The sequence below is a fragment of the Sinorhizobium sp. 8-89 genome, from assembly GCF_030124325.1.
Lineage (GTDB): Bacteria > Pseudomonadota > Alphaproteobacteria > Rhizobiales > Rhizobiaceae > Sinorhizobium.
Genome location: NZ_JASKLR010000024.1, coordinates 1 through 18,569 on the forward strand (window position 1 = coordinate 1; position 18,569 = coordinate 18,569).

Annotated in this window: 16 protein-coding genes; 5 read left to right on the forward strand and 11 right to left on the reverse strand. The window is 59.7% G+C overall.

Going from position 1 to position 18,569, the window contains the following annotated elements; translation table 11 throughout:
• The 7 genes from QN219_RS27505 to rfbF all read right to left on the reverse strand — a co-directional run.
• The coding region (locus QN219_RS27505; protein ID WP_284003391.1) for a calcium-binding protein at positions 1-747 on the reverse strand (747 nt) is incomplete at its 3' end.
• Positions 748-895: 148 nt separating this feature from the next.
• Complete coding sequence (locus QN219_RS27510; RefSeq protein WP_284003393.1) at positions 896-1,297, reverse strand: GtrA family protein; 402 nt, start codon at positions 1,295-1,297, stop codon at positions 896-898.
• Positions 1,297-2,277, reverse strand: a complete 981-nt coding sequence (locus QN219_RS27515) for a glycosyltransferase family 2 protein (RefSeq protein WP_284003490.1) — start codon at positions 2,275-2,277, stop codon at positions 1,297-1,299. Before QN219_RS27515 ends, QN219_RS27510 begins: the two co-directional genes overlap by 1 nt.
• Before the next feature lie 8 nt (positions 2,278-2,285).
• The gene (locus QN219_RS27520) at positions 2,286-3,287 is read right to left on the reverse strand and encodes an NAD(P)-dependent oxidoreductase (RefSeq protein ID WP_284003395.1); all 1,002 of its coding nucleotides are present in this window, start codon (positions 3,285-3,287) and stop codon (positions 2,286-2,288) included.
• A 215-nt stretch (positions 3,288-3,502) separates the two neighbouring features.
• Entirely contained in the window at positions 3,503-4,741 is a 1,239-nt protein-coding gene (locus QN219_RS27525; RefSeq protein WP_284003397.1) for an aminotransferase class I/II-fold pyridoxal phosphate-dependent enzyme, read from the reverse strand.
• A 21-nt stretch (positions 4,742-4,762) separates the two neighbouring features.
• Entirely contained in the window at positions 4,763-5,851 is a 1,089-nt protein-coding gene (gene rfbG / locus QN219_RS27530; protein ID WP_284003399.1) for a CDP-glucose 4,6-dehydratase, read from the reverse strand.
• 14 nt (positions 5,852-5,865) lie between these two features.
• Positions 5,866-6,687 (reverse strand): glucose-1-phosphate cytidylyltransferase, encoded by an 822-nt coding sequence (gene rfbF / locus QN219_RS27535; RefSeq protein ID WP_284003401.1) that lies wholly within the window; start codon positions 6,685-6,687, stop codon positions 5,866-5,868.
• Positions 6,688-7,248: 561 nt separating this feature from the next.
• Between rfbF and QN219_RS27540 the strand changes: the two genes are divergently transcribed.
• A complete protein-coding gene (locus tag QN219_RS27540; protein ID WP_284003402.1) occupies positions 7,249-8,880 on the forward strand; it encodes a glycosyltransferase family 39 protein in 1,632 nt (543 codons plus the stop codon).
• A gap of 134 nt (positions 8,881-9,014) precedes the next feature.
• Here the strand turns inward: QN219_RS27540 and QN219_RS27545 are convergent, their stop codons facing one another.
• The 4 genes from QN219_RS27545 to QN219_RS27560 all read right to left on the reverse strand — a co-directional run bounded on the left by QN219_RS27545 (position 9,015) and on the right by QN219_RS27560 (position 14,207).
• Positions 9,015-10,295: a glycosyltransferase family 4 protein gene (locus tag QN219_RS27545; protein WP_309486627.1), complete on the reverse strand. Its 1,281-nt coding sequence runs from the start codon at positions 10,293-10,295 to the stop codon at positions 9,015-9,017.
• 88 nt (positions 10,296-10,383) lie between these two features.
• Positions 10,384-11,043 (reverse strand): response regulator transcription factor, encoded by a 660-nt coding sequence (locus QN219_RS27550; protein WP_284003405.1) that lies wholly within the window; start codon positions 11,041-11,043, stop codon positions 10,384-10,386.
• A 529-nt stretch (positions 11,044-11,572) separates the two neighbouring features.
• Positions 11,573-12,412: a sulfotransferase gene (locus tag QN219_RS27555; protein ID WP_284003406.1), complete on the reverse strand. Its 840-nt coding sequence runs from the start codon at positions 12,410-12,412 to the stop codon at positions 11,573-11,575.
• Positions 12,413-12,866: 454 nt separating this feature from the next.
• Positions 12,867-14,207 carry a lipopolysaccharide biosynthesis protein gene (locus tag QN219_RS27560; protein WP_284003407.1) on the reverse strand — a complete coding sequence of 447 codons (1,341 nt, stop codon included), beginning with the start codon at positions 14,205-14,207 and terminating at the stop codon, positions 12,867-12,869.
• Between the two features lie 307 nt (positions 14,208-14,514).
• Here QN219_RS27560 and QN219_RS27565 point away from each other — a divergent pair, with 307 nt between their 5' ends.
• From QN219_RS27565 to QN219_RS27580, 4 genes are all read left to right on the forward strand, one after another.
• On the forward strand, positions 14,515-15,768 hold the full coding sequence (locus QN219_RS27565; RefSeq protein ID WP_405052278.1) for a polysaccharide biosynthesis/export family protein: 1,254 nt from the start codon (positions 14,515-14,517) through the stop codon (positions 15,766-15,768).
• A 56-nt stretch (positions 15,769-15,824) separates the two neighbouring features.
• A complete protein-coding gene (locus tag QN219_RS27570; RefSeq protein ID WP_284003409.1) occupies positions 15,825-16,514 on the forward strand; it encodes a sugar transferase in 690 nt (229 codons plus the stop codon).
• 74 nt (positions 16,515-16,588) lie between these two features.
• Entirely contained in the window at positions 16,589-17,275 is a 687-nt protein-coding gene (locus tag QN219_RS27575; protein WP_284003412.1) for a PIG-L deacetylase family protein, read from the forward strand.
• Between the two features lie 103 nt (positions 17,276-17,378).
• Positions 17,379-18,569, forward strand: coding sequence for a DegT/DnrJ/EryC1/StrS aminotransferase family protein (locus QN219_RS27580; protein WP_284003413.1), 1,191 nt, complete (start codon positions 17,379-17,381; stop codon positions 18,567-18,569).

Below are 18,569 nucleotides of genomic sequence, written 5' to 3' on the forward strand. Positions count from 1 at the left end.
GTTCTCGACATTGCGGATCGTATCCTCCGCAACACCGTCAACAAAGACAGTGGAGTTATTGGCGCCGTTGAGCGTTACGACAACCGCATCCGTCTTCTCCCTGAGGTCAAAAGTGTCGACCCCGGCGCCGCCATCGGCCGTGTCGTTGCCGGCGCCACCGAAGAGTGAATCGTCGCCGCCGCCGCCGTTGAGGGTGTCGCTGCCGGCCTCGCCGCGCAGGACGTTGTTCTGACTGCTGCCGGTCAGGATGTCGTCGCCTGAGCCGCCATAAGCGTTCTCGAAGTTGCTGATTGTATCCTCGGCGAGACCGTTGACGAAGACCGTGGTCGGCGTCGCTCCACCCAGAGTGATCACGACCGACGTGGTCTTGTCGGCATAGTCTACCGTGTCATTGCCGGCGCCGCCGTCGAGCACGTCGCTTCCGCCCCCGCCTCTGATAAGATTGTTTTGTGCGTCGCCGGTGATGGTGTCGGCACCCGAGCCGCCATAGACGTTTTCGATCTTGCGGAGAATGTCTTCGGCAACACCGCCGACCGTCACCACCGCATCATTGATCCCGTTGAGCGTGACGGTGATCCCTGCCGTCTTCTCCCGATAGTCGGCCGTGTCCACGCCTGAGCCGCCGTCGATGACGTCAGCCCCTCCCAGTCCCTGAATGAGATCGTCACCGGCCGCGCCGAGGATCGTGTCGTCCTGATCCGTGCCGATGAGGGTATTGTTTCCAGATGTGCCGGTGATGACTGCCATGGCTAATCCTCCCGTTCGGAACCCTGAAGCCGCAAAGCGCGGGGCATTGGGGTTCGTTTCAATGTTTCAGTGCGGTGCCCTTGCGCACTTTTCATTTGTTGCGGTGCATGTCGTTAACGCAAACCGTTGCGCATTTCGGCGTCGTCCACTAGGTGCGAAAGACCCACAGGAGCGCGACGAGATAGTTCCAGGCGAAGACCACAGGAACGCTAAGAATTTTTGCAAGAGGCGGCGGAATCAACCTCGCCAGCAGCGCGACCAGACAGGTCGAAATTACGAGGCCGGTGAGAGTGCCGAGGACGAACTTCAGCGCCTGAACCTGACTGTGCCGTGCGCGGAAGGTCCACGACCGGTTGAGAATGTAGCTCACGAGAATGCCGCAGGAATAGGATAGGATATTGGCCTGGCCGGGTGCGGCGCCGACGGCAAATAGACCGGTGAAAAGAACGAAATCCAAAGTCGTCGTGACCGCACCAACAGTGGCAAAGCGCAGCAACCTGTCGGCGCCTTCCTGCCGGCCGAAGGTGTAGCGGGCGAGAAGATTTCGCATCAGGCTGACCCCACTCTCGACGGCGCATGTTCAGGCTGACTGTGAAACTCGTCGTTCAGGCTGGCCTCGATTATGGGTGTCGGACGTCGCTTGGATTGCATGAATATCCGTCCGATATATTCGCCAATGATCCCGAGGAAAATCGCGTTCAGCGTGATGGAGAGCAGGATCAGGATCGTTGTCGTTGCAAAACCGGCAGGCCACTCCTGACCAAAAACCAGCTTGCCGATGACATATCCAATGAGCAGCAGAAAGGTCGCTGTCCCCATGATCAGGCTGGTCATCGAGGCAATCCGCAAAGGCGTCAGCGAATGATTGAGAATGCCGTCCACAGCCAGCGAGAACATGGCCCTGAACGGAAATTTGCTTTCGCCCGCCACCCGCGCCTCGCGGTCATACTCGAAACCCATTTGAGAGAAGCCCATCGCGCTGATCAGCCCGCGCAGATAGGGTGACGTGTCGTCGACCCGGCGCAACTCATCCAGGATGCGTCTGTCGACCAGGCGGAATTCACCGACGTTCAGCGGGAGGTCGTCTTCGCTCAGGGCATTGATGCATCGGTAGAAGGTGCGCCTCATGAAGGCAGTGAACCAATCATCCGTGAGCGAGCGGCGAATTCCATAGACGACCTGATGCCCCTGCCGCCAGAGGGCCACCATCTGAGGAATGCGGTGCGGCGGGTCCTGAAGATCGCAATCGATCTGAACGGAGCAATCGCCAGTGGCCGCCTTGTATGCCACGAGGAGCGAGCGCTGATATCCGACATTGCGGCTGAAACGGATGACGCGAACGCAGCGATCCTCGCGCGCAATCTCCTGGAGGATCTGGAAGGTACGGTCCGATGAATGATTATCAGTGAAGATAATCTCATACCTGTAGCCGGGCATTTCGCCGAACGTATCCACGATGGCGGCATAGGCGCGCCGGACGTTCGCCTCCTCGTTGAACGCTGGTACAAGGACAGAAATCAACGGCTTCATGTCAGCCACTATGGAGCTCCTGTTCTTTCCCGGCGTGACGTTGTCGGCAAATGGTTATGCGGCTCCTGCAAGCGCAGGTGCTCGCGATACCATGCGACGGTCTGCACGAGACCCTCCGCGAGCGGAGTGGATGCGCTCCATCCAAGCAGGTTTCGTGCGAGGGCGGTGACGGCGCGGAAATCCGGAATGCCGGACGAACCGTCTGCCGGGCCGTATTGCACGAGTGTCGGATCGGCGCCGGTTTCGGCGATGATCAGTCGGGCCACGTCGCGCATCGTCGGAGCAAAACCGGTGCCGATATTGATGATCGTGCCGCCAGGCAACTGCGCCGCTGCCAAGCGGAGAAGCCCGCCGACGGCGTCGTCGATATAGATCAGATCACGCCGATCCTCCGGATGTCGCACGATCGAAGGCTCTCCGGCCAGGCATTGGGTAACCAGCGATGGCAGGAGATAGGCGGTGGACTGCCAGGCGCCGTAGACCAGGGCGAGGCGGGCGGTGATGGCCGGGAACGGAAGCCGACGCTGAAGGGCGCCGACCAGGTGCGTGGCAGCCACGAGTTCGGCCCCATAGGAGTTGACCGGCATTTCGCGCGTCTCCTCCGGAAAGGGCGCCCGCGCGGAGCCATATTCGGCGAGCGAGCCGGTCCGGATCATGGTTTTTGGAGGACGAGGCGCGGTCGCGGCTGCGCTCAGCAAGCCGATCAACACTTGCACCTGCTCGCGCATTCCATCCCTGGCGTCGGAGAAGTCCGGATTTTCCGGCCGGCGCGGACGGGCCGCGAGGTGAAAGATGCACTCGGGCTCGGCGTCGGAAAGACAATGCTTGAGCGCTGTTTCTGATTGCAGGTCAAAATTGTGTCGAATGACGTCGCCGCGCAGATCCTGGATCCGCGTATCGTCGGAGCCGGGTCGGATGATGAGGTGAACCTGGTGGCCGGCCGCAAGACAAGCCCTCGCAAGATGCGAGCCGACGAAGCCTGCGCCACCGGTAATGAGAATACGCGCCATCGACTTGGACCCAGCCTGTCTTGTTGCACCTTGGTCATGCGACCGAAGCCTGCATGCCGCTCAGGAATTGCGAAGCATTACCGCTCATTGAGCGGCACCCATCTTCCGGCGCCGCCGGATCACCATCGCGGAGGCGGCCCAGAGGTAACGGGATCGTCTCCGATCGTTGAGAGCCGGGCGGAAAACCGCGTACATTACTTCCGCACCTCGCTCCGTTAGGTTCCAGTAGCACTCGCCTGCAGCGGTACTCGTACCTTCGATTTCGCCGAGAAACTGTCGACGAACTCGCGGAACGACGAATGGATATGGTCGAGTTGCTCCGGAGTGAGACCGTGATGACAGGCGAGCAATATCCCGCCGCGCATCACCCCGTCCGCGACAGGGTAGCCCTCGTCCGAGATGCGGCTGTTGATGCCTTCCATTGCCGGTTGGCGCAGGATGTTGCCGGTGAACACGGGGCGAGTCTGAATATCCCTGCGTTCGAGGAAGATCTGCATATCGCGCCTGGTGAACGGCGCATCCGGCCGTATCGTCAGCGGGAAGGCAAGCCAGCCGGTACGGGATTCGGGCAATTGCCGCGGCAGGATGAACCAGTCCTCGTATTGTCTAAAGAAGGCCAACTGGGCGGCAAAGTTGCGCTCCCGGGCGGCAATGTTCTCTTCGAGCCTATCGAGTTGAACAAGCCCGAAGGCGGCGCCTATCTCGGAGGGCTCCAAATTGAAGCCGAGCGCCTCGAACACGAACTTCGCGTCGTAGGAGAAGCCGTCGATGTCGACATTGAAACGGTTCTCGACCGACTCGGAATCGACGAACAGTGAGGAGGTGCGGCCCCAGGAGCGCATCAGCCTCGCGCGGCGCGCCAGCTCATCGTCATTGACGCAGAGCATGCCGCCGTTTCCGGCCGCCGTAATCACATGCGAGCCATAGAAGCTGGTCGTGCTGATATCGGAGCGCTTGCCGGTGCTGGCGCCTTTGATGGTGGCGCCGAGCGTATCGCAACTGTCTTCGACGACGAATAGACCATGCGCATCGGCAATCGCACGAATGCGCTCCCAATCCGGAAGATTGCCGATCAGTGACGGGATCATCACGGCTCGGGTTTTTGGCGAGATCATCCGTTCGATCGCGTCAACATCGATGTTGTAGGTCGCCTCCGCCGCATCGACAAATGCCGGTACGAGACCCGCCCTGACGATGGGCGCGACGGTTGTTGCAAAGGTCAGGGCCGGAGTGATGACTTCTGCACCTCGCGGCAACTGCAGCATCTCCACGGCGAGGTAATTGGCCGAGGATCCGGAATTGACCATGATGCCGTGCCGCTTGGCGAAGAGGGCCGCGACGCGCTCCTCCATGCTTCTCACCGCGCGGCCCATTTGGGTCGACGTCCGCATGGCATCCACAACGGCTGCGATTTCCTTTTCTCCGTAAACGGCCTGCCCATAATTGACACGCATGTGATGCTCCCCATCTGCGGTTCAGGCCGCTCGGCCCCAGTCTGCTGCGTATCCGTCAAGTTGCTGCTGTGAGAACCGGCGCATGTCTGTCGGATCTTCCATGTACCTGCAGTACCAGGCGACGGTCATTGCGACGGCCTCGTCCAGCCCGAGCAAGGGCTTCCAGCCGAGTTCGACATGCGACTTCGTACTGTCGAGGCGCAGAACGACCGACTCGGCCGGTTCGTCGGCCCGCCGTTCGATGACGTATTCGGGTGGTCGGCCGCCCCAGTGAGAAACGACCAATTCCGCGAGCGTACCGACATTCACCGTAGCGTCCTTTTCGGGGCCAAAATTCCAGCCACCGGCAAAGCGTGCGCCGGCATCGACGAGGCCGGCCGCCAGCATGAGGTAGCCGCGAAGCGGCTCAAGAACATGCTGCCATGGTCTCACGTTCTTCGGGTTGCGCAGGCGCGCCGGGATGCCGGTTTCGGCAGCACGCATCAAGTCCGGAATCAGCCGGTCGGCGCCCCAGTCTCCGCCTCCGATCACGTTGCCTGCCCGCACCGTGGCAAGTTGCGGACCCCCGGGATCGCTGAAGAAGGAGGAGCGGTAGGCCGCGGCAACCAATTCGGCACATCCTTTCGATGAACTGTAGGGGTCGCGGCCGCCCATCGGGTCGCTTTCTCGGTATCCCCACACCCATTCCCGGTTCTCGTAACATTTGTCGCTCGTGACAATGACGATGCCGCGCAATGACGGCATGCGGCGCGCCGCCTCGAGCACCACGGCGGTTCCGATGACGTTGGTCATATAGGTGTCGACCGGCGTCTCGTAGGAGGTTCGCACCACGGCCTGCGCCGCCATGTGAATGACGAGGTCGAAGTCCTGCCCGCCTATGCTCTCCATGAAGCCTGCCTCGGCGCGAATGTCGCCAACGCGCCCCTCGACGAGGCCCTCGAGGTCAACGGCAGAGCAGAACGAAGGGGCGGGCACCGGCAGTGCAACACCAACCACATGCGCGCCGAGACGGCGAAGCCAAAGCGACAGCCATCCGCCCTTGAAACCAGTGTGCCCGGTGACGAGGACCCGGCGGCCGCGTAGAACCCGTGAGAGATCCGACTCGTTCACGTTTCCCGCTCCGCCTAGAGTCTTGCCAGCGGCAACTCGGCCGCGGCAGATTGAGGTGTCGGGCTTCGGTCGAATTGCATCCACGGCGGATCGTCGGTTTCCGCAAGGCCGTTCAGATAATCGCGGTCGCGGATCGTATCCATCGGATGCCAGAAGCCCTTGTGCTTGTAGGCAAAGAGCTCACCATCCCTGGCGAGGTTCGTAAGCGGCGCCATCTCCAACGGATCCGACGGGCCAGAAATGTAATCCAGAACGCCTGGTTCAAATACGAAGAAGCCGCCATTGATCCAGGTCTCGTGCCTGCGCACCTTTTCCGTGAACTCGACGACCTTGTCGCCCTCGATCTCCAGATTGCCAAATCTCGCCGGCGGCTGCACGGCGGTGACAGTGGCCAGACGACCGTGCGAGCGGTGGAAGTCGAGCAGCGCTTCGATATCGATATTGCCGACGCCATCCGAATAGGTGGCCATGAAGGTCTCGCCGTCGAGCCAGTCGCGCAGCCGAAGCAATCGGCCGCCGGTCATCGTCGAAAGGCCGGTGTCGACCACCGATACGTTCCAGTCGAGGGGATGAACCGGGCGCAGCACCATGGAACCGTTTCCAAGCGCCACCGTGAAATCCGCGGTCGACAAGTGGAAATTGTGGAAGAAGTTCTTGATGAACATGCATTTGTAGCCGCCGGCGACGACGAAGTCGTTAAAGCCCCAGCGGCTGTATATGTCCATCACGTGGAGAATGATCGGCTTGCCGCCGACCTCCACCATGGGCTTTGGAATGCGTGTGGTCTCCTCGGCGAGGCGGGATCCGAGACCCCCTGCGAAAAGAACGACCTTCATGACGGCCTCCAACAACTTTAGCGACGGAAATCCGATTGGATCATCCAATCGGTGTCGTGCACGCGTCTACCGCGGCGCCCTGCATCCTTTCGGACGCACAAGGTTCGTAAAACTATATTCTGCTGCGTCGCTTCGCCTTAAATCAAAGCCGGCCTAAGAAACCATAGAAGTAACGGGTGCGCACAGCGAACCGGTAAAAACGCATCCGCAAGGGGCGTGAATGAAAAAAGCGAACAAGCCGAGCGGGCGCGAAGATTTCAGTACTAAAACGACTGTAACTAAGCTATATTTCTCCGAAATTATTCGAAAAATATCTTATTTAAGCTCATGCTATCCATACTTCCGTGAATCCGCAAGCTGCGCGGTGTCAGGATAATCCCTATGGCGTTGTCGGGAATAACCCGGGATGGTGCCGAGGAATCGCTTTCGATACAGAGAAGGATGTCATGGGGCCTCGAGACTTGGGCCGTGCTTCCCTAAGGCGAGCAGCGGCTGCGGGCCGGCGGCAACGTGATCGATGTCCCAAGTACTGGAATGTCTTTGCGGTCGGGGGAAATCTGAATGACGGATGTTAAAGAGGTCACTCCATCACAGGTCGCAATGCCCTCGGCAGACCTGAGGGCGCTGCTCTATCGCGTTGCGATCGTCATTCTCTCGGCGCTGCTTCTTTTCGCCCTGCTGCTGAGGGTGATGAACTACGAGATGCGCAAGGACGAGCAATTATACGTGCCGCCAATCGCGCTCCTCGATCACCATCGCCTCTATGAGGATTTCTTCTACAATCATCCGCCGGGTTCGGCCTGGTTGTTCCATTGGGTCGGCGCGATCGTCGGATCGGACCATCTGTTGTTCAGCGGCCGGCTGTCCGTCTTTCTTGCCTGGATGTTGTTGCTGGCGGCGATCGGAGGCATCACCTACTCGCTGACGCGATCCGGACTGATCAGTTGGTGCGTGGCCGCTATCACTGTTGCGAACGATCTCTTCCTGACTCAGACGGGCATGGCGGCGACGAATAACTTTCTACCGCTGCCTTTCGCGTTCCTCGGCCTCGGGCTGTTTGTGCTCGCTGTCAAAGAGAGGCATCCCAAGCCTTTTCTGCTTGCGATTGCCGGCTTCTGCCTGTCACTTGCCGCTGCCTTCAAGATCAGTGCCGTGGCCTTCATCCCGCCGGTGGCGATCGCAGCCTTTCTGCTGCCGCGCGCCTGCCGTTTCAAGGACCGCCTTCTGCGTGTTGTTGCGCCGCTTGCTGTGGGAGGTCTGGTGGGGGGGATGCCGATTCTCATACCCTTGGTCTCGGCGCCCCAGAGATTCCTTGCCCATGTTGCGCAATATCACACCGGCCCACATCTGCAGTATTGGCGAATAGCAGATGCACCCGGGGAAGAGCAGGCCTTATCTCTGATGGCGAAGCTGTTGCTCGCACAGAGTATATGGTTCTCCGCGACCTGCGCCGTGGTGATTTCCGTTCTTGTCGCACTTCTTCTAACGGCGCTACAGGCGCCGGACGACGGCGTGCGAGCACGGCTTTCTCGCATCGTAAACGGGCCGCTTCTCGTTGTCGCCGGCGCGTTCGTTTGCAGCGCCGCCATGAGCCTCTTGCCCACGCCCAGCTTCCCCCAATATTTCGCGCCGCCGCTGATTTGTCTCCCCTTGGGGCTCGCTCTGCTTTTCGGCAGTCTTGCGCCCGAGACGCGAACACGCTTCCAGCCGGTGTTTGTCGCCGCGACGATGGTGGTTCTGGCGATCGAGGCGCCGCGTCTTGCTCAGTATATCGGGACGGCTGTCCGGGCGGACCGGTGGACGGTAACGCGGGTTCACGAGGCAGGTGTTGCTATCTCGCAGCGGATTGCGGTGGCGCGCGCGCAGGGAAAGGTGGCCACGTTGTCGCCGATCTATCCGCTTGAGGGTCATTTGGAGGTCTATCCGGAACTGGCGACTGGCCCCTTCGCCTATCGAACCGCAGATTTCACCGAACCGGCACTTGCAGCCTGGTACAGGATGACGTCGCCGGGTCGCATTACGGCCATGTTCGAGGCTGACCCGCCGGCGGCGCTGCTACTAGGCTTCGACGAGGTGCTTGAGCGGCCGATGCTCGATTATGCGCGGCGAAATGGCTATCTGCCTTCAACCGACCTTGGTTTCAAGGACCGATATGGCAGCCCGGTGCTTTATCTGAAGCCGTCGCCGCAATGATCTGCTGCATGGATCGGAACCAGTTTAAGGATAAATACATGCAGCAATTCAAAGTGCGACAGCATCGTGACGCGCTTTGCGTGTCCGAATGTGTATGTCGTCACCGCAAACGGCTGCGTCCGGTTAAATGCGCCTCAGGCATGGCGTTGCGCACGAGGGGGAGCAGCGCTTTCGCTATAGGTCGGCTTAAGCGACGGCGGCTTAACGGATCTGGCGATCACGTTATCCCATTGCTGCAAAACAGATGAGGTCGCATATCGCGCCGAGGCGGCGGCCGAGCCGCAGGTGGAAAGCTTATTCCTTAAAGCCGGGTCGGCTATCAGAGAGAGAATGGCTTCACTCAATTGCCGGATATCGCCAGGGGGAACAAGCAAGCCGGCATCTGGACTGCTGAGAATTTCCGATGGCCCCCACGAACAATCGAATGCGATCGACGGTAGCCCAGCGGTCATCGCCTCCAGAAGCACGTTTGGAAAGCCTTCGAAACGCGAGCTGAGCACGAAGATGTCGCCCGCTCCAACCCATTCGAGCGGAAACCTGGTAACGCCAGGCATTTTGACGTTATCGCCAATGCCGAGATCTCGGGCGAGGTGCTCGAGGGCGCCGCGCTGGGAGCCGTCGCCAAAGATGGTCAACTCGGCCGTTGGAACGGATCGTGCCACGTAGCTGAACGCTTGGAGAAGCAAATCGAAACCTTTCTGCTTTTCCAGGCGCCCGACAGCGACCACGCGGGTGCCTTGGCTCGGAACGCGTGCCACATCGGGCGGGAGCGTCACCGGGTTGGGTATGATCTCCGCCTTCCCGCGCAAGCTCGGTGGCAGCGATTGAAAGGCATCCTGAGTTTGCATGACCAAGCTCGCTGCACCCTTGACGGCAATCGGCTGAACAAGCCGCCAGAAGAGATGCGTCTCCTGGGACGTGAAGTTGTTCCGCTCGGACATAATGATCGGCGTGTTGAGCCCACGGGTGGCCAAGCCGACCAGTACGTTGACCTTGGTCAGGAAGGAAACGACAAGATCCGGTTTGAGCGCCACCAGCCGACGGCGAAGTCTCGACAGCCGTTGTGCGGCTTGCGCGATGCGTGGCATGGCGCGAGTCGAACCTCCAAGCGCCTCGATCGCTATGGCACTGCGGTAGGGGAAATAGGATTCCGGGCCATCGGCATTGACTGCCAGAACGTGAACAATATCGCCTTGTGCATTGCGATGGTGCGCAAGGAGATTGACGACTTTTTCCGCGCCGCCCGCGCCGAGCCCCGAGAGGACGAATGCTATCCGCACGGTAACCTCCAATGCTTTGCCCCAGGGCCTTCTCGCAAATGATTTTTTGTCGGCGGGGCAGTTCCGGTCGGATCGCTTGGCCGGGTGAGGAATGTGGGTTCGCTGTAGAATGGTGGCCAACCGCGTTGCGGCCACTTCAGATTTCTAGCTGGCACGTTGCCCCCTTGATCCTACGGGAAACGTCCGAGAATAACGAACTCGGTCGGTGAACGGTTTACTGGCATCAATTGACGCTCATCCAGCCGTGGGTCAAAGCGAAGTGCACGATTTGCGCCCGCGAGCGCAGGTTGAGCTTTTCAGTGGCCCGCGCCTTGTAGGTCTCGATCGACTTGACGCTGATGTTCGCGTGGGCGCCGATCTCCTTGTTCGAATATCCGAGCGCGACCAGCCGAAGGACGGCCTGTTCGCGGGCGGTTAGCCCCAGTGCACCGATCGAAGCCGAGCGTGCCGCACTCCGGTCGGCGACGGACGTCGCCATCTCGCGCGCCGTCAGAGAGTCGAAGAAGAGCCCGCCGAGCATCACCGAACGTATCGCCAGCAACAGGTTCTCCGCGGCCGAACATTTCTGAACAAATCCCTTCACGCCAACCTGCAGCGCTTGCTGAACGTAAGAACGGTCATGATAATGGGTCATTATCACCACGTGAGCGGCGTGACCGTTGGCTATGACCTTCGCGGCAAGTTCGAGACCGCTCATGTCCGGAAGTGACACGTCGAGTATGGCGACATCCGGCGCAGTCTGGCTGATCTGCGTCATGGCCTCCGCGCCGGTCTTGGCTTCTCCGACGCAAAGAATATCCCCGGATGTCTCGATAAGCGTTCGCGCGCCCGCAATCACCAGCGGGTGATCATCGACAATAACGGTGCGGATGGGCGGCTTCATGCTGGCGCTCCTTCCTGGTGTACAGCCGGGGAGAATTGCATGGGAACTGTCGCTTTAAGCCGCGTGCGTCGCCGGACTCGATCTTCGACGCTCAGGGTGCCACCGAATTTCACCACGCGATCCTGCACGCCGGCAATACCGACAGGACAAAAGTGCATTTGTTTCAATCGCACGGTCACCAGCGAAGCCGTAACCGAATGTTTTACCAAGGGGAAATTGCTTTGTGAGTTCGTCATGACAAAAGTTACTCCGCCAAGACATAAAATAAGTTTGTTCGTCAACCAATCCGTTGATTAATAGTCATTGGTCCTGGTGACCGGGAAAACAATAAAAGAAAGTCATGCATTGCGCTTTAGGTTTGAGCATAACAGATAGTTCCGGTGCGTCAACTTTGCGAGGCACCGGCAATAGTCGTCGTGCCAGAGGCGATGGGCTGCAGGGGCGTGATCGCGCAAGACCCATCTCTTCAGCATCGCCCCGGCAGCATCTGATCATGGGTCGCATACACGCCCGGCAAATTGGCCACCGGTCATTGCTGAACGCTTCCATTTCTCAGCCACCCATCAAGATCCCTGCCGACGATGGTACCGAGCTTCTCTATCTCCGCCGCGTAGAAGTCGCTCATGCGCGCGCGAAGCTCACCGCTCAACGGTGCGTACTGCACTTCGGCGGCGGCGATCGACCGTAGCTTTTTGAAGCTCGCACTTTTCCTGAAAGGCGCGACTAAAGGCTTCAACGGGCGCAGCAGACGGCGCAGCGTCGGGTTGATCACCGGCTCGGCCTTGTCTTTGACTTTCTTTTCCAGGGGGCGAAGCGGCAGGTCGTTCGTCATCTTCATGAATCTTCGGACGCGATCGAGCTGTGCACTCGCATCGATTTTCATGTCCTCGTAAAGAACGACGAGGATCTGCTCGGCAGGAAACCGGTCGAGATAGGCTTGCAATTGCTGAAAATACAGCCCGCCGTTCAGGAAGCGTCCGCCGGCACCGCTGCGGGGGTCAAGATATCTTGCGATGTCGCGATCCACCTCGCCCCTGCGATAGAGCATGCAGTAGTCCGAGTAGGCGCGCTCGATGGGGTTGCGTAGCTGGGCGATCAGCAGCGCCTTCGGAAGCTTCTGTTTTATCCGTTCCGCCGCGCCCTCCGTGTCCATGTAGGAATTGGACTTTTCGCCGACGAGACGTTGATCCTTCTGTCCTTCGAAGTTCGAAAGGTACCACTCTTCTCCACGATCATAGTAACGACTGAAATAATGCAATTCCGGAGCCGGCATGTATATGTTCGGGTCTTGCTGCAGTGATTGCTGGAGCCACGTCGTGGCGCTCTTGGTCGCGCCAATGATCAGGAAATCGATGTCCTGCAACTTCATATTGTTCCCCCTCACAGAGCTCGCGCGGAGCTGAAGATAGGCGTCCACAAGATCACGCGCAGCGAACGCTCATCATTTGGATCGGCCTGAAATTCGCAATTCTCCTGAGCGCACCTGGCGACACGCTCGGTCGGGACCATGAGCCGAGGCGAGCATCATGCGCGCCGCGAACACACGGCTGTCGCGCGGTTCATCGCTCGCAAAGGGAAAGGCCATGACATTTTTTCCGGAACTGGGAGGAAGGCGTTCTTCCTCAGCGCCAATGACGTAAGCCACGTAAGTAGGTCCTTCTATTCAAAAGCCGGTGCAGGAAAAGCATTCGTGCTCGAAATCGACAAAGTGCATCAAGGAACTACAGGGAATGTGAGCATCATGATAATAAACGTGTGCGGGTTGGGCAAGCAGTGGCCACGAGTGTCGAGCAATCGCGTGGTGGCGAGGCGTCGAGAGAGTCCTACCGTACCGCCAAGGCCCGGCGATACGCGACCGCCATCATCGAGAGCCAGATCAACGCCATCACGATATGAGCCATGTTGGCCCCCATCGGGCCGACCCGCGGGATCAGGATCAGCGCGGTGACGTGGAACGCAACTGTTGCCACGAGCACGCCCTTCAAGACTCGGTCTTCCCGCCCCATGGCCAGAAGCGCAGAGCGGGTAACGGTGCCATACAACGTCATCGTCACGGCAATGGATTGAACGACGACCAACGGGGCCGCCGCCTCGAATTCCGGACCGACAGCCAGTCTTAACAGCGGATCGATCGTCAAATAAACCCCGCCAACCAGCAATAATCCGAAGCCGAGGAGGAGCGTCCGCATTTGTACGACGGCCCGATGAAACTCCTTGATTGCGCTTGCGGCCCAGGCCCGGGCCAGATCCGGGTAGAGCACGGCCTGGACATGGTCACCGATTTGCAGTGCCATGCGGCCGATGCGCTTAGCGATGTGATAAAGACCCGCGGCGGCCGGGTTGGCCAGGTAGCCGACGAGAAGCGTGTCGAGCTGGTTGGCACTCGAGCGCAGCGTCAATGACAGGTTCGTCGAAATCGCGAATTTCCAAAGCCCGGGAAAGTGGGAGGTAATACCGCGAACAGAAGCAGTGAGCATGCTCGCCAGCATTCCCCGTTTTCGCAGTTCTGCAAGCGCAAGGACGACGAGGGTCAGCGAGCCGACGATCTGGGCTGCCATCCATATCAGGACGAATTCACGCAAGGTGCCGCCGGTGGCAAAGCCGATCGCGCACAATATAATGCGGAAAATGCTCGAAGCGACCTGGCCATAGGCGATGGATCGAAACTTGCCGAACAGGCGCAGCACGGCCATCGGCATGCCGGAGATCTGAAACGGCAGAATGGCGCAATAGAGGGTGACGAGCCCCAACATCTCGGACGAGATCCCGAGCCACGGACCGAAGGCCCACGCGAGAGCCACGGCGATCACGCATCCGGTCGCTGCGGCGGACACGTCAAGCAGGAGGCCGAATTTGAACAACGAATTGAGCTTTTCGGTGCTCTCCGATTGCGCACCGAACTTGATCAGCGGCTGCCAGGACTGGAAGTTTACAAGCCGTTCCACCGCACTCGTGTATGTGAAGCAAAGTGCCAGAATGCCATATTCGGACGGACCGAGCGCCCTTGCCGTCAAGGCGAATCCAACGAGGCCTAACAGCGAGGTGAGCGCGTTTCCGGTAAGTAGATGTGCTATATTTCCCAGGCGGCCCTTCAGACTTTGTTCCCGGGCGAATATCTTGTTGAGGCCGTTGAAATTTTTGGCAAGTTTTTTCCGGATCGCCAAACGATACCTCCTGCCTCCAACTAGGTCAGCTGATAAAAGAGGCGCCGCCCTACGGCCGTGGCACGGGGTTGACGCCCTTGTTAAATCTTAAATCTGTTGGGGTGGCCTGACATCGGGGGCAAGAACACCCGGCGCCACTCGTACATATGGGTTGGTGTATGAAGCCTCGTGGAAAGTCGTCTTGTCAATCACAGCCCGGCGCAAAAAAATAGCTAAAATCCTTTGACGTGACAGTGCGAGGGAGAATATAGTCGCTCAATATATTTTGACAGCTTTTTCTTTAATGCTTTTTTGGGGTGCGGTTGCGATGGGGATATTACCTGCGCTAACGGCCGTGAGCTTGCCTTTGCGGGCTTGGGGCGCATATATTTTTGCGGTCCTGTTGCTGGCAGTCGTATTTTCAATGGGCCCGCCGTCGCGCGGCTACGCCAATGAATACCGGCTCAACACGGGCGATGTTCTGACCTTTGACTTGCTCGACGATGCCGAATTGCCTGTCACCGCGACTATTTCCGGTAATGGCGAAGCACAGTTCCCCCTCATCGGTGGAGTTAAGGTCGCGGGTCTGACGATAACGGAGGCCTTGGACAAGCTTCGCAACGAATTCCGTAGTCGCGATATCCTTGTCGATCCAAAGCTGTCCCTTAACGTTTCGACCTTCCGGCCAATTTTCGTTCTCGGCGAGGTCAGGAACCCGGGGTCGTTTCCCTTCTACAACGGCCTAACGGTCGAGCAGGGCATCGGCCTTGCAGGTGGTATGCAGGTCATCGCGGCGAACGCATCCGACCGGCTCATCGCACGCGCCCGTCTGCGCGCGGAAATAGAGGCCGCAAGAGCCGAAATCGTTCATGAAGCCGTCTATGCGGCAAGACTTGCGGCGCAGTTGGAATCCAGTGAGAACATCGAGCTGAACGACGTCCCGGAGTTCGCGCGCGCGTATGTCGATGGCGTGCCGCTTGATGGCGTCATCGAGCTTGAGGCGAAAATCCTGAAGGAGGATCTCGCCGCCCACAAATCGCAGACGCAAATTCTCACGGAAGGAATCGCCCAGGCCGAGGGTGGGATAGAGATCCTGAACGAGCTCGTGCAGCAGCAAAAGGATGTCGTTAAGAACAGCGTTGAAGATCTGGCGCGTGTCGGCGCGCTTCGTAAACGCGGGCTGAACACCGAAAGCGAGCTTTCTCGTGCCGAGAACAGCGCGTCTGCCGAGAAGGCCCAGCTCCTGCAAACCTTCGCGACCCTCGCGCGGACACGCCAGGAATTGAGCGAGCTGAAGCTGGAACTTGCAAAGCTTGCAGCCGACAGGAAGAAGGAGATTCTCACCCAGCTCCAACAGCGTGAAATTGCCATCAAGAAGCTGATTTCGAACCAGCACTCCGCGGAAGAACAAATCCTGCTCATGGCCGCGGTGGCCGAAGATGAAACCAAAAAAAATCAGATTTCATATACCTATGAGATCCGTCGAAACCCGGTCGGCGGAAAACCGACCAGCCTACAGGCATCCCTCGTGACAGAATTGCTGCCGGGCGATGTCGTCGTCGTGGGTATCGCGGGCATGTAAGGATCGTCGGCAAGTAATAAGTCCATAAGTCCGCCGCGCGCCAAAGGGACATTAACTTGAAGCCCAATCGAGAGCATGCAGTCTCCGCTTTCAGTTTGCCTGCCTCCTCGGGATCATACCATCTCAAGCGTATTCTTGAGTGCGCGCTTGGCGGGACGCTTTTCGTCCTCTGCCTACCGCTGATGGCGATGACGGCGGTGGTCGTTTGGATGAGCCTTGGCTTGCCGCTGTTCTTCACCCAGGCGCGCGCCGGCGCGGGCATGCGTGTCATCACGGTCGCCAAGTTTCGGACGATGACGAATGCGCGCGGACCTGACGGCGCCCTGTTGCCGGACCAGATGCGGCAGACCGCCGCGACCGCGCTGTTGCGCAGACTCCGCTTTGACGAGTTGCCGCAGCTCCTTGCCGTCATCTCAGGCGACATGTCGATGGTGGGGCCGCGCCCGCTGCCGGTGGCGACGGTTGCAAACTTCGGTGAGCTTGGCCGCATGCGCTCGATGGTTGCCCCGGGCATGACGGGCTGGGCGCAGGTGAATGGCAATACGCTGCTCTCGGATGAGGAAAAGATCGCGCTCGATCTCTGGTATGTCGCGCACGCCAGTCTGTGGCTCGATGTGCGAATTCTCCTGTTGACGCTGAAGACGCTCGTAACTGGAGAACATATCGATGAGCGGCATCTAAAGGTTGCCAAGGATTTTCTTTTGCATCACCCTTGCGGTCAGCAGCCGCGAATGATGATGCGATAGCATGCCCTTCGGCTGGCCGATTAGATGGCCGAGGGTTAGGCGCGTGCATGGCGGCAAGGTCTTTTGGGGGTCCCATGGATGGTTCGCATTTCTCTTTTGGACGCACTTTGGTCGTCGCTCCGCATCCTGATGACGAGGTGCTCGGCGCCGGCGGAACGATCGCGAAGCTGGCGGCGCAGGGCGAGGAGGTCTTCGTCGCGATCGTAACCGAGGGAAAGCCGCCGGCCTTCGACGCGGCGACCATCGCCAAGACGCAAGCCGAGGCGAGGGAGGCGCACCGGGCTCTGGGAGTGCGAGAAACCTTGTGGCTGCGTCTGCCTGCCGCCCAGCTGGCGGAGACGGCGCATGCCACCGTCAACAGCGCGCTGCTTGACGTGGTTCGCCGCCTGTCGCCGCGAACCGTGCTCGTGCCGTTTGCGGGCGATATGCACATGGATCATCAACTGACCTTCACCTCGGCGCTGGTCGCCTGCCGGCCACACCAGACCGAGTATCCGAAGCTGATTCTCGCCTACGAAACGCTCTCGGAAACGAACTGGAATGCTCCGTATCTATCGCCAGGATTTCTTCCAAATGTATTTGTCGACATTACCGAGCACCTCGAAGTGAAGGTGAAGGCAATGCAGCTGTTCGCATCGCAGCTGCGCGAGGCACCGCACGAGCGTTCCATAGCGACACTGCGCGCGCTCGCCACACTGCGCGGTGCGACCGTGATGCGCCAGGCGGCCGAAGCGTTCGTCCTGGTTAGGCAGGTCATTTGAGTTTTGTGGGAACCGGCCGGCGCCATCGCCGGCCATCCCCGACTATCCGATGCGCCTTCGGTACGTGGCCGGAGACCGATCAAATGCAGATCTGGAGGGATAAATGGGACGCTGGCCGGTTTACGACGAGGAGCAGATCGAGGATGTCGTGTCCGTCCTGAGATCGGGCGAGGTGAATGCATGGACGGGGCCGCATGTCCGTGACTTCGAGGCTGCATATGAGCGCTATCTTGGTGTCGAGCATGCGGTGGCCGTGGCGAACGGAACGGTGGCGCTCGATCTCGCGCTCTTTGCGCTTGGACTTCAGTCCGGCGACGAAGTGATCGTTACCCCACGCAGCTTCATCGCTTCGGCATCCACGGTGCCGATGGCAGGCGGGGTTGCGGTCTTCGCTGACGTCGATCGCGACAGCCAGAACATCACCGTCGAAACCATCAGGGCGAAGCTGACGTCGAGGACCAAGGGCATCATCGTCGTGCACCTCGCCGGCTGGCCCTGCGACATGCCGGCGATCATGGCCTTCGCCCGCGAGAGGGGGCTGTGGGTCATCGAGGACTGCGCCCAGGCGCACGGTGCCGAAATCGACGGCCGGCCGGTCGGCAGCTTCGCCGATATCGCGGCTTTCTCCTTCTGTCAGGACAAGATCATCACCACCGGAGGCGAGGGTGGACTGGTGGCCATGAACGATGACGAGCTGTGGAAGAAGGCCTGGAGCCGCAAGGACCACGGCAAGTCCTATGATGCCGTTTACAACAGGCATCATCCACCGGGTTTCCGCTGGCTGCACGAATCCATCGGGACGAACTGGCGCATGATGTCCATCCAGGCGGTATTGGGATCACGGCAACTACAGCGCCTTGAGCAATGGCGCGGCATCAGGGCGCATAATGCAGCGATCCTCGCCAGGGCCGCCGAGGAGATCGATGCTCTGCGTACGCCTCTGCCGCCCCCGGGCATGCGACATGCGTGGTACCGGTTCTACACCTTTCTCAGGCCGGAGCTCCTGAAGCCGAACTGGAGCAGGGACCGGATCGTAGCGGAGATCAATGGAGCGGGGGTCGTCTGCTTCAGCGGCAGTTGCTCGGAGATTTATCTGGAGAAGGCATTTGCCGACATCGGCATGGGCTCGGCCGAGCGACTGCCGAACGCTCGGGAGCTCGGGGAGACGAGCCTGGCATTTCTCGTCGATCCAGCCCTCGATACGGCCGCGATGGAGAAGGGTGCGCACGTCCTGCGTGAAGTGGTTGCGAGTGCCAGCCACGCCAAGGAAGCGCGTTTCGCCGCACGAACGTAG